This window comes from Porphyromonas sp. KLE 1280, from assembly GCF_000700805.1.
GTDB lineage: Bacteria > Bacteroidota > Bacteroidia > Bacteroidales > Porphyromonadaceae > Porphyromonas > Porphyromonas pasteri.
In genome coordinates this window covers 386969-399346 of record NZ_KL362962.1, presented here as the reverse complement: position 1 = coordinate 399346, position 12378 = coordinate 386969, and the positions used below count along the sequence as shown (strand labels likewise).

The following is a 12378-nucleotide window of genomic DNA, read 5'->3' as shown; positions in this document are numbered from 1 at the left end:
CTACAGGAGCTGCTGACTACGGCGGATGAAGGCAGCAAGTGCCTCCCCTGAGAGTAGGCCATTACCAAGGAGTGCGAGATCAACGAGCTGCCCAACGAGGAGCTCTTCTGAACCAAACTTCTTGATCTCCTCAGAAATCTTCCCTTCGAGTTCGGCTTGCTTACTCGTCTGAGCATCAAGCTCCTCACGTTCGGCCACACTCACCTCTTCGGGCTTCTTAGCTGACTGCACTGTGCGAGCAGCTTCGACAAGCTCACTTTGCTCCTGAAGCTCAGCGCGCAGAGTCGAAAGCTTAGGCTCTACAACCTCCTTCTCCGAAGCAAGGAGACGCAGGATCAATGGATGCTCTGTATTGAGTACCACGTTGTAGCCTTCGGGAAGCTCACCATAGAAGTTCATACCAGGCTGCAGACGAGCCATCTCCTGCATACGGCGCATAAACTCCCCTTGCGTGATCAGCACGGCATCAGCATCAGCGCCAAGTGCTTCGAGGCTTACGCTATAGTTGCGCTTCTCCTCACGAGGCAGGCGCCCTTCAAAGAGGGCCTTCAAGGCCTTCTGCTCTACATCGGAGAGACTGACAGCACGCTGCTCATCCTTAGCGATAAGCTTATCGATAGAGTCAGAGTCGACGCGTACGAAGCGGGTCTTCTCGAGCTTCTGCTCCAGCTGAGACACCGCATGGACATCCAGAGGGCCATCTAAGAGGAGGACAGAGTAGCCCTTAGCCTTAGCACGCTCGATAGCTGTATATTGGCTGTTGCGGTCATTCGTATAGAGCCATACGAGTTGGCCTTCCTTATCGGTTTGCTCGCCTTCGGTAAGGGTGCGGTATTCGTCAAGGGTGAAGTGCTTCCCCTCAATATCAGTGACGAGGTCAAACTTCACAGCTCGATCATAGAACTTCTCATCAGAGAGCATCCCATACTGTACGAAGACCTTCAGGCTCTCCCACTTCTCCTCGAAGAGGCTACGCTCATTACGGAAGAGTTCATCAAGTCGGTCAGCGACTTTCTTGGAGATATGATTGGAGATCTTCTTGACCTGAGCGTCACTCTGCAGATAAGAGCGAGAGACGTTCAGCGGGATATCTGGAGAGTCAATGACCCCATGTAGCAGAGTCAAGTACTCTGGGACGATCCCTTCGACGTCTTCTGTGACGAAGACCTGGTTGGCATAGAGCTGGATCTTATTGCGCTGCAGCTCCATCTGATTCTTCACCTTGGGGAAGTAGAGGATCCCCGTAAGATTGAAGGGATAGTCTACATTGAGGTGGATCCAGAAAAGAGGCTCCTCAAAGGTCTGAGGATAGAGCTGGTGGTAGAAGGCAATGTAGTCCTCATCCTTCAGCTCCGATGGCTTCTTGGTCCAAGCGGGATGCACATCATTGATCTGGTTATCCTCGTCGGTATCGACATAGGCACCATCCTTCCACTCCTGCTTCTTCCCAAAGACGATGGGCACAGGGAGGAATTTGCAGTACTTATTGAGGAGCGCTGAGAGGCGATCCTTGCTGAGGAATTCTTCACTCTCGCTGTCAATATGCAGGATGATATCCGTTCCTCGCTCCGTACGACTCCCCTTCTCCAGGATGTACTCTGGGTTACCATCGCAGCTCCAGTGGATGGGCTCTGCACCCTCACGATAAGAGAGCGACTGTATCTCGACGCGCGAAGACACCATGAAGGACGAGTAGAAGCCCAGACCGAAGTGACCAATGATAGCCACCTTGTCGTCCTTATACTTATCGAGGAACTCCTCTGCTCCAGAGAAGGCTATCTGATTGATGTACTTCTCGACCTCCTCAGCAGTCATACCGATACCACGGTCACTGACCGTGATCGTCTTAGCATCAGCGTCGAAGCTAATGGAGACCTTCAGGTCACCCAGCTCACCCTTGAACTCGCCTGCCGAGGCCAGTGCACGCAGCTTCTGCGAAGCATCTACAGCATTGGATACCAGCTCACGAAGGAAAATATCATGTTCACTGTAGAGGAACTTCTTGATGACGGGGAAGATGTTTTCACTCGTCACCCCTATCTTACCTTGTTTACTCATAGAGTCTATAGTTTATCTTGTATGATGGATATACGTGTTATCGCCTTTCCTTATTCAAAGAGAATGCCACGCCTCTACTCTACGCCAATATGGCAGGCTCTCCCTCACAAATGAATTGGTATGCAAATCATGTGTAAGGGTCATTCTGTGATATGCGCATAGCATGATCCAATATGGGTACGTGGGTATAGCTATATTAGGATGGCGAAGAAAGCTATATAGCTTTGGACTGATTCCGTATAGCTTCGTGAAGTGACCTCTATTAGGTTGTTGCTCCACGTAGGGAATAAAAGTTATGGACAAGTGGCAGAAAAGTGTGGACTACGTACGTGGATCTAATATCTACGTACGTGGATATTTGAATTGACGTGCCTGGTCTTTAAGACTACGTGTGTAGACAGAGATAAACCACTACGTGAAGGCGCTTTTTTCTTCACAAGAAGGACACTTTTCTCTCCGCTGGATAAGAGGAATTCTCGCGATAAGTCGAAGGGCTTGTATATCTCTTCGGAGAGGTATGTCGGTGAGCTTGGCGTGCGTTGTCTTTGCAGAATAAATAGAGGATAGGACTCTCGGCAACAGTCTCCAGTATAGGAATAAGTGCAAAGCAGTATTGGTTTGTATGCCGAACCAATATTCGTTTGAGTACAAACCAATAGTGCTTCACACCCAGTATCCACATACATTACTTGTTAACAAGCACTTACACACATCTCAAAACTTAGAGAAGTCCACTATAAGTTGGTTAGGAAGGAGCCTACTCTTAGGAGCAAATCAGGGTAGACTCTGCAGACGATTTAGAGCGTTATGCTAAGAGGCTGGTGAGTGAAGCCGTCCGAGGTATAAGATTTTGTATCTTTGGGATAGCGTGCGTACTAAGCACTCGTCACCAGCTCCCTGCTCCACAGTGGAGCCCGATTATAATTTTAATGGAGACAATCAAGCAGATATTCCGTATCGGGAGTGGCCCCAGCAGTAGCCACACCATGGGGCCACGACGTGCCGCCGAGCAGTTCAGAGACCGTTGTCCTCAAGCCAAGCGCTATGACGTCACGCTCTATGGGAGCCTGGCGGCTACAGGCAAGGGGCACATGACTGATGCTGCTATCCTCGAGACACTGACGCCTGTAGCCCCCACGGAGATTCTGTGGAAACCTGATATCATCCTCCCCTTCCACCCTAATGGGATGAAGTTCGAAGGCTTTGATGATGCAGGCAAGCTCCTTGACACCTATACGGTCTTCAGCATCGGTGGTGGGACGCTCGCCAACGAAGACTTCAACGAGCAGCGCTCTGCGACCATCTATCCTGATAGCCGTATCGTAGATATCATGCACCGCCTGCATGAGGAGGATACGACCTACTGGGAGTATGTAGAGCACTATGAGGGCCCTGAGATCTGGGACTATCTGGCAAAGATTTGGGACGTCATGCAGCAAGCCATCCATTCGGGACTAAATGCAGAAGGTGTCCTCCCTGGAGGCTTGGGTCTACGACGCAAAGCTGCTCTCTACAAGGTCAAGGCTGAGGGCTACGGCTCTGCCAGTATCAAGAATAGAGGCCTCGTCTATGCCTATGCGCTCGCTGTCAGTGAGCATAATGCTTCGGGCGGACGTGTCGCTACGGCGCCGACTTGTGGGAGCTGTGGTGTAGTCCCCGCGGTACTCTATCACCTCAAGACGAGCCGCAACTTCCCCGAGCAAAGTATCCTGCGTGCCTTAGCTACCGCAGGCCTCTTCGCAAATGTAGTACGCACCAATGCCTCCATCTCGGGCGCAGAAGTCGGATGCCAGGGTGAGATCGGCGTAGCCTGTGCTATGGGAGCCGCTGCCGCCAGCCAGCTCTTCGGTGGCTCCAACCTCCAGATCGAGTACTCTGCAGAGATGGCGCTGGAGCATCACTTAGGCCTCACCTGTGACCCGGTCTGCGGACTCGTCCAGATCCCCTGCATTGAGCGTAATGCCTTCGCTGCTGCTCGTGCCTTAGATGCCAACACCTATGGGACCTTCAGCGATGGGCGTCATCGCGTGAGCTTCGACCAGGTCGTCGAGGTGATGCGCAAGACGGGGCATGACCTTCCCAGCCTCTACAGAGAGACTTCTGCAGGCGGTCTCGCTACCGAGTATTCTGCCAAGAAGCCTCCTCGCCCTTGGTAATAACCACTACCTAAAGAGTTCACTATGTCGCCTCACTCTGTCATCCTCAGTCTCTCGACCTCACTTCTCCTCGCTCTCAGTGGAGTGAGTATGGAGCTTTATGCGCAAGCTCCTCGCACAGACTCTGTGAGTCGGGCTGTCAATGACAGCCTTCTGGTGATCCAGTTTGCCGAGGTATATATCTCCGCCAATCGTACTGTCCGTCCCCTCACTATCGAGGAGCGACGACAGCTCTGGCGGCGCATACGTGACGTCAAGAAGGTCTATCCCTACGCCAAATACGTAGCGGCCACGATCATCGAGACCTACGAATATATGCAGACCCTCCCCGAGAAGGAGCAAGAGCCCCACCTCAAGCGAGTCGAGAAGGAACTCAAGGAAGATATGGAACCTAAGATGAAAGACCTGACCCTCAACCAAGGGAAGCTCCTCATCAAGCTGATCAACCGACAGTGCGGCATGACGGGCTATGAGCTCGTCCAAGCCTTCCTCGGGGGCTTCAAGGCTTGGACTTGGCAGGTCTTTGCCCGTATCACAGGTGCCAGCCTGAAGGCTACTTACCGTCCCCAGACGGATCCCGACGATGCACTCACCGAGCGTATCGTCCGCCTCTATGATCAGCGCATACTCTGACGACAAGCAATTCACCATGAGAATTAAATACGGCCTTTACCTATCCCTCTTCTTAGGCCTCAGCTTCACCACTTCTGCGAAGTCCAAAGGCCCTATTCGCGTAGCATGCATCGGCAATAGCATCACCTACGGCTATGGACTCGCAGACCGTGAGCACGAAGCCTACCCCGTCCTCCTGCAGCAGAAGCTGGGAGCGAAGTACCAAGTAGAGAACTTCGGGAAGTCTGGAGCTACACTGCTCTCTCGGGGGCATCGTCCCTACTTCCAGCAGGAGGAGTACAAGAAGGCTCTAGCTTTCCGCCCAGATATCGCCGTGATTCATCTCGGCGTCAATGATACGGATCCCCGCAATTGGCCGAACTATCAGGATGAGTTCATTCCCGATTATCATCACCTCATCGATACCTTACGCGCTGTCAATCCTCAGGTACGCATCCTCATCGCTCGTACGACGCCTATTGGGGTGGAGCATCCTCGCTTTGAGTCGGGTACGCGAGACTGGCAGCTGCAGATACAGCAGGCCATTGAGCAGGTGGCTAAGAGTGCAGATGTTGAGCTTATTGACTTCCACACCCCACTCTATCCCTACCCCCATTACTTTCCCGATGCAGTGCACCCCATAGCAGCTGGTATGCACTTCCTCGCAGAGACTGCCTACCAAGCTATCTCGGGCGACTTCGGAGGACTACAGCTCCCAGCCATCTATTCTGATGGGATGGTCCTGCAGCGCCAGCGTCCACTGACCATCCGAGGGAAAGCCAATGCAGGGGAACTTGTCACACTCTCCTTCCACGGCTGGAGTGGTAATACTAAGACTAATCGCCTCGGGGAATGGGCGATCACCCTCCCAGCACAGTCAGCTGGCGGTCCCTATAGCCTTGAGGTAAGTACACCGCAGAGCAAGCGTAAGATCAAGCTTAATAATGTCTATGTCGGGGAAGTATGGCTATGCTCTGGGCAGTCCAATATGGCTTTCATGCTCAGCCAAAGCACGGATCAGGAGCATCGTCCCATACAGCCTGACAGCATGCTGCGCATCTACAATATGCAGCCCGCCCACGAGACGACTGCCTCAGCTTGGCCGGTGAGCTTCTTAGACTCACTGGATCAGCTCCGCTACTACCGCCCTGCTACCTGGGAAGGAGCTCGTCCCTCTAAGACCAACATCTCAGCGATCGCCTATCACTTCGCCCGTGAGCTGAGAGATAGCCTCCAGATCCCCGTCGGTATCGTAATCAATGCCATCGGTGGCTCTCCCACGGAGGCGTGGATTGACCGCGCCACGCTTGAGCAGGAGTTCCCTGCGATCCTGCGCCAATGGAGGAAGAATGACTTCATCATGCCATGGGTACGTGAGCGCGCTGGGCAGAACCTCCAAGCTCAAGACACACCTCTTGCTCGCCACCCCTACGCTCCGACTTATCTCTACGATACGGGGATCCGTCCACTCTCCAGCTACACATTCCGAGGGGCTATCTGGTATCAAGGAGAGTCCAACGCCCATAACATCGAGGCACATCAGCAACTCTTCCCTCTGCTTGTCAAGAGTTGGCGTAAGACCTTCGGTGCTACCCTCCCCTTCTATTATGTCCAGCTCTCCTCGATCAACCGCCCTTCTTGGCCCGCCTTCCGCGATAGCCAGCGACGCCTTGCTCGGCCAAGCCAAGGAATAGATATGGTTGTCTCAATGGACCACGGAGACAAGGCGGATGTCCACCCTACCATTAAGTATCCTATCGGGCATCGCTTAGCACTCCTCGCTCTCTCTGGACAATACGGCTACCGCTCCCTCGAAGCACGTAGCCCCGAGCTACTCAGTGTAAGCTGGCAACAGGCACAAGTACTCGAACTCACGTTTGCAGGCACCTCAGAGCTACGCACATCCGATGCGAAAGAGCTGAGAGGCTTCGAAGTCCTCACCTACGATGGGAAGACTCATCCACTCACGGGCTCTATGCGGGGTGCGACAGTCACGCTCCAGCTTCCACCTACACTCCGAGGGAAAGACCTCTGGCGTCTACGCTACGCATGGCGTCCTTACACGGATGCTAACCTCACGGGCGCTACGGGCCTCCCCGTAAGCACCTTCACCATTGACCTCAAGACCAATGCTCATGACGCTCAATAAGCTACGCTCTCTACTTGCCCTCACGGCTACCAGCCTCTTAGCAGGTCTATACTCCTGCTCTTCGTCCAATCCTGAGCTCACAATCAAGCTGGATAAGTTAGCCCCCAGCGACACCATCGCTTGGGTAACCTACTTAGGGCTGGAGGGACAGCAGACCGACACTCTACTTCACTTCGAGCCGACGATCCACCTCTCGCCCGACACCGCACGCTTCCACTCGGTCATCTTCTCACATGATGGTGCTGCGCGCGTACATTACTATATGCTCCAGGGGAAGGAATGGAAGGAAGTGACGACGATGCCGGCTGACACGACGAAGCTCACGAGCGCTCTTCCCTTTGAAGGGGTTGACCTGCAGGGAAAGTCCCACACAATCTCCGAGCTCTATGCGCATCACAGCGTTGAGCTTGTATTTGCTTCACCTGAGGGGTTGCAAAGCCTCACCCGCCGAGAGCAGGAGGGGCTGCAAGCCAAGGCTCGCCCCGACAGCCTACAGTTCGTCATCCTCTACCCTACGCCGTCTGATAGCGCAGCCCGAGGTCAGTTCCGCCGTGACAGTCTACGAGGTATCGCTTTCTCTGATAGCTTAGGCCTAGTCTCTCGACTGCGAAGGGAGTACGGCGTACAAGGAAATGTCCAGCCCGTGCGCTTCCAGATCGATACCTTAGGGCGAGTCAAGCAGCGCTGACCAGACCACAACACAAACACCATCCACCGACCCAACATCTATACCACCATGCTTGTCAAGACCTACGCTGCAGCCCTACAGAGCATCCAAGCTCGTACGGTGACGATAGAGGTAAGCTGTACTCGTGGCTCTTACTTCCAGCTTGTCGGCCTCCCCGACACGGCTATCAAGGAGAGTCAAGACCGCATCATCTCGGCCATCGAGAGTAGCGGATACAAGTTCCCTGGGAAGCGCATTGTCATCAATATGAGCCCTGCTGACCTACGCAAAGAGGGGGCAGCCTATGACCTACCTCTTGCGATCGGACTCTTAGCTGCTGACGGACAGATCCCCTCCGACCTACTTGAGCACTATATGATCATGGGCGAACTCTCCCTCGATGGAGCGGTTCGCCCTATCCATGGAGCCCTACCCATAGCCATCCAAGCCCGTAGTGAAGGCTACCGAGGCTTCATTCTTCCCGAAGCCAATGCTCGGGAAGCTGCCGTCGTCAATAAGCTTGAGGTGCATGCTGCCCGCACCCTGCGCGAAGTCATCGGTATGCTGACAGGAGAGGCACCTCTACCCATCGTCGAGGTCGACACACGTGGAGAATTCTATCGAGGGATAGAGAGCGAGACCTTTGACTTCTCTGAGGTCAAGGGACAAGAGACCGTGAAGCGAGCGCTCGAAGTGGCAGCAGCTGGAGGGCACAACCTCTTAATGATCGGTGCCCCAGGGAGTGGGAAGTCTATGATGGCGAAGCGACTACCGAGCATTCTCCCGCCCTTCACGCTCGGTGAAAGCCTTGAGACAACGAAGATTTATTCGGTAGCTGGGAAGCTGGGCAAGGACGTCACCTTGATGACGACACGCCCCTTCCGTGCCCCACACCACTCCATTTCGCCTGTTGCACTGGTCGGTGGTGGAAGTAATCCCCAGCCTGGAGAGATTAGCTTGGCACACAATGGGGTGCTTTTCTTAGACGAGCTTCCTGAGTTCAGTCGCAATGTCTTAGAGGTCATGCGTCAGCCACTGGAGGAGCGTGTCGTGACAGTAGCTCGAGCTCGCTATACCGTAGACTACCCCGCCAGCTTCATGCTGGTAGCAGCGATGAATCCGTGCCCTTGCGGCTACTACAACCACCCGACCCACGCCTGCGAATGCACCCCACAGCAAGTGCAACGCTATCTGGGGAAGGTATCAGGCCCTCTGCTTGACCGTATCGACCTGCAGGTAGAGATCGTCCCCGTGGACTTTGAGAAGCTCTCCGATGCCCGCCCCTCAGAGAGTAGTGAGTGCATCCGAGAGCGTGTCTTAGCCGCACGTGAGATACAGACTCGCCGCTTCGCCCCCTATCCCGAGGTACACTGCAATGCGCAGATGACGCCACGGCTTATGCAGCTCTTTGCTCGCCCCGATGCCGAAGGGCTGGAGAAGCTCCGTCTCGCTATGGAGCGATTGGATCTGTCGGCACGTGCCTACGACCGCATCCTCAAGGTAGCTCGTACTATCGCTGACCTTGCTGGCTCCGAAGAGATCCGCAAGGAGCACATCGCCGAGGCCATTCACTACCGCAGTCTTGACCGCGCCTCTTGGGGGCAGCGGTAGCTCCAGCACCTCCTCCACCCTCACGAACTTTTACCGCCATTCCTCTCAAGCCATCAGAGTAGTCTCATAGAGAGAGAGCTACTCCGAAGCTCTATACCTATAAAAACGAAGTAGTACTGATCACTGCGCGGAGCAGTACTGGTCACGACTTCGACCAGTACTGGTAGGCATAGGTGACCAGTACTGGTTCGCTCGCTGACCAGTACTGGTTGATTTCCCCCTTCATAGGGCCACTCCCGACGAGCTTCACTTACCACAAATAGAGGGATCCCCAAGCGTGTGCTCTCTGACGTCGAAACACCTGATAATGTGAGGGGAGGAAGAGTAAAATCACGGTGGGAAGCAGCGGAATAGTTAGTATTTTGGTATCGTAGCCTAATCCATAGGCTACCTAATGAATAATTCGTATTTTTGCGGCTGATATTCGCTAAGCACATAACGACTTATACACAAACCAATCAGCTATGTACTGGACATTAGAACTGGCATCCAAGCTCGAAGATGCACCATGGCCCGCAAGCCGTGACGAACTCATCGACTACGCCCAGCGCTCTGGCGCCCCCATCGAAGTCATTGAGAACCTCCAGGAAATGGAGGATGAGGGCGAGCTATACGAATCCATCGAAGATATCTGGCCCGACTACCCAAGTAAGGAAGACTTCTTCTTCGACGAAGAAGAATATTAGTCAGCCTCACTTCGGAGGCTATAAATCCGATGGGCAAGACAACCTTCACCTATGGTCGTAGGCGTAGAGACCTCGGTCTCGTGGGTTGTCTTGCCCTTCTTTTATTCTCAGCGCAGCCAGTCGCATCCCAGTCACGCCCTTTAGTTCGCCAGTGGGATGAAGCTTTAGGCTACTACAATCCTGCAGCCTTAGCCCCTCTGGGTACAGGACAAATCGCAGGCCTGTGGGGAAGAGAAGACCATCGACACAGCTACTACCTACTCCTTACAGACCTACCTCTGGAGCTCCTCGGTGGGCGCCATGTAGTGGGAGCTCAGCTCCTACACCACCAGCAAGACCTGTGGGAGCATTCGACCTTCTCCCTACGAGGGAGCGCTTGCCTACCCTTATCCGAGGGGAAGCGCCTACAATTAGGTGTGGAAGGTGCGCTGCACCGTCTTACCTTCGATGGGAAGAAAGCCCTTGAAGAAGGTATCACCAATAGTGAGCTCCCTACGACAAAGAGCGAGGGTAAGGCACTCGGTCTTAGCTTAGGCCTACAGTATTATGGAGAGCGCCTCTCTGCGGGTATTGCTGTGACTGACCTCTTCGGAGTGCACACTCGCATCGGTGAGCGCTATATAGCGCAGCTGCCTCCGCGCTACAGTGCCACACTTAGCTACCACATAGGCTCGGCTGTAGCCTGGGCCTTTGTCCCTGCCATCTGGGGCTCTTATAGCCAAGATGAGAAGTGGCGATCGGAGGTACGAGGTACGCTATGGTACCACGCTCGCATTGCCCTCGGTAGCTCCTATCGCCAAGGCGAAGCTCTTGGTCTTCACACCCGCCTTCGCCTCGGAGAGCTATCCCTCGGCTATCAAGTCGAGCGCTCCACCCGATCAAGTAGCTTTTACCACGAGCTACTCCTCGGCTATACACTCCCTCATGGGAGAACTAAGCACACAGAGCCCCGATACAAGAGTATTCGGCTGCTCTGAGAAATGATACAATGCTCATGACCCAACCCTTACTACTTCGACTTACCCAATTTAGTACCGCCTTCATCCTATGCTCTGCAGTCTGCTCCTGTGGCTCCTCACATCCCACATCCATGGGAGGAGTAGCTACCGCTCGCTTAGCATCGTGGAATGAGCCAGCTCCGCATGGGATGGTGCACATTCCCCGCGGGCATGTACTTCTTGGAGAAGCTAAGGCTGACAGTCTCTGGGGAACGCCTGCCGTGAGCCGAGGCATATCAGTCGAAGCCTTTTGGATGGATCGTACCGAGGTGACGAATGCGCAGTATCGCCAATTCGTATATTACGTACGAGACTCGATACTACGTGAGCGCTTAGCAGACCCCGCCTATGGTGGTGACGAGAGCTACAAGATCACAGAAGACAAAGATGGAGAGCCCACCACACCTCATCTGGACTGGAGCCGCCCCATTCCCTCGGAGAAGCGAGCTACAGAGGAAGAGCTACGCGCCCTGCAAAGTATCTACTACACCAATCCTGTCACAGGAGAGAAGAAGCTGGATCCTACGCAGCTCTACTACCGCTACGAGCGCTATGACCATCGTGCGGCGGCCCTATGGCGCAACCAGCTACGCCAAGCACAGGGCAATCCACAATGGGAGAAGAAGCGACCCGAGACCGTCCTCATATCCAAGGACACGGCTTACATAGACACCTCTGGCAAGATCGTCCGCGAGACGCTCACCCGTCCGCTGCGTAGCGAGTATGACTTCCTCAGTACCTATATCGTACCCGTCCTTCCCGACGAGACCGTCTGGGTCAATGATTTTCCTCAGTCAACTAATGCCATTTATACCACCAAGTACTTCAACCATCCTGGATATAATGACTACCCTGTCGTGGGAGTCACTTGGGAGCAAGCGCAGGCCTACTGCGCTTGGCGCACCATCTCCTACAAGAAGGGCCTCAAGCTCCCCGAGGGTCAGATCGTAGAGGAATTCCGCCTCCCGACCGAAGCCGAATGGGAATATGCTGCACGAATGGGTAACTCAAGCATCAGCTACCCCTGGGGCAATGCCGAGGTGCGCTCATGTGACGGATGCTTCGTGGGCAACTTCAAGCCTGGCGACGGTGACTATACAGCTGACAAGCATCTGATCACGGCACGCGTATCCTCCTACCCACCCAATGACTTTGGGCTCTTTGACATGGCTGGTAATGTGGCTGAATGGACCAGCACGACTTGGACTCCTGCTGGCTTCAAGCTCATCAATGATGTAAACCCCGAGCTATCCTATCAGGCAGACTATAAGGACAGTATCGACCGCACGCTCAAGGTCATCAAGGGCGGATCTTGGAAGGATATAGCCCGCTATATACGCGCCAACAATCGCACGAAGGCTCCACAAAATTCAGCACACTCCTACATAGGCTTCCGCTGTGTACGCTCGGCTGTCGAGTTCAGTAAGTAGTTAGCTCCTAT

At 54.1% G+C, this 12378-nt stretch carries 9 protein-coding genes; 8 read left to right on the top strand and 1 reads right to left on the bottom strand.

The window, feature by feature from the left end; translation table 11 throughout:
- The gene (htpG, locus tag HMPREF1121_RS01570) at window positions 1-2058 is read right to left on the bottom strand and encodes a molecular chaperone HtpG (RefSeq protein WP_044114363.1); all 2058 of its coding nucleotides are present in this window, start codon (window positions 2056-2058) and stop codon (window positions 1-3) included.
- A 929-nt stretch (window positions 2059-2987) separates the two neighbouring features.
- Here htpG and HMPREF1121_RS01565 point away from each other — a divergent pair.
- The 8 genes from HMPREF1121_RS01565 to HMPREF1121_RS01530 all read left to right on the top strand — a co-directional run bounded on the left by HMPREF1121_RS01565 (window position 2988) and on the right by HMPREF1121_RS01530 (window position 12367).
- The gene (locus tag HMPREF1121_RS01565) at window positions 2988-4214 is read left to right on the top strand and encodes an L-serine ammonia-lyase, iron-sulfur-dependent, subunit alpha (RefSeq protein WP_009432927.1); all 1227 of its coding nucleotides are present in this window, start codon (window positions 2988-2990) and stop codon (window positions 4212-4214) included.
- Window positions 4215-4238: 24 nt separating this feature from the next.
- The gene (locus HMPREF1121_RS01560) at window positions 4239-4847 is read left to right on the top strand and encodes a DUF4294 domain-containing protein (protein WP_044114362.1); all 609 of its coding nucleotides are present in this window, start codon (window positions 4239-4241) and stop codon (window positions 4845-4847) included.
- Between the two features lie 16 nt (window positions 4848-4863).
- A complete protein-coding gene (locus HMPREF1121_RS01555; protein WP_084151941.1) occupies window positions 4864-6975 on the top strand; it encodes a GDSL-type esterase/lipase family protein in 2112 nt (703 codons plus the stop codon).
- Complete coding sequence (locus tag HMPREF1121_RS01550; RefSeq protein WP_156946026.1) at window positions 6962-7663, top strand: hypothetical protein; 702 nt, start codon at window positions 6962-6964, stop codon at window positions 7661-7663. The genes HMPREF1121_RS01555 and HMPREF1121_RS01550 overlap by 14 nt, the downstream gene beginning before the upstream one ends.
- A gap of 48 nt (window positions 7664-7711) precedes the next feature.
- Complete coding sequence (locus HMPREF1121_RS01545; RefSeq protein WP_044114360.1) at window positions 7712-9253, top strand: YifB family Mg chelatase-like AAA ATPase; 1542 nt, start codon at window positions 7712-7714, stop codon at window positions 9251-9253.
- Between the two features lie 464 nt (window positions 9254-9717).
- Entirely contained in the window at window positions 9718-9939 is a 222-nt protein-coding gene (locus tag HMPREF1121_RS01540) for a DUF2795 domain-containing protein (protein ID WP_005467333.1), read from the top strand.
- 29 nt (window positions 9940-9968) lie between these two features.
- Window positions 9969-10916, top strand: a complete 948-nt coding sequence (locus tag HMPREF1121_RS08710) for a type IX secretion system membrane protein PorP/SprF (protein ID WP_084151893.1) — start codon at window positions 9969-9971, stop codon at window positions 10914-10916.
- Window positions 10917-10933: 17 nt separating this feature from the next.
- Window positions 10934-12367 carry a T9SS ring complex lipoprotein PorK/GldK gene (locus HMPREF1121_RS01530; RefSeq protein WP_044114717.1) on the top strand — a complete coding sequence of 478 codons (1434 nt, stop codon included), beginning with the start codon at window positions 10934-10936 and terminating at the stop codon, window positions 12365-12367.
- Window positions 12368-12378 lie beyond the last annotated feature (11 nt).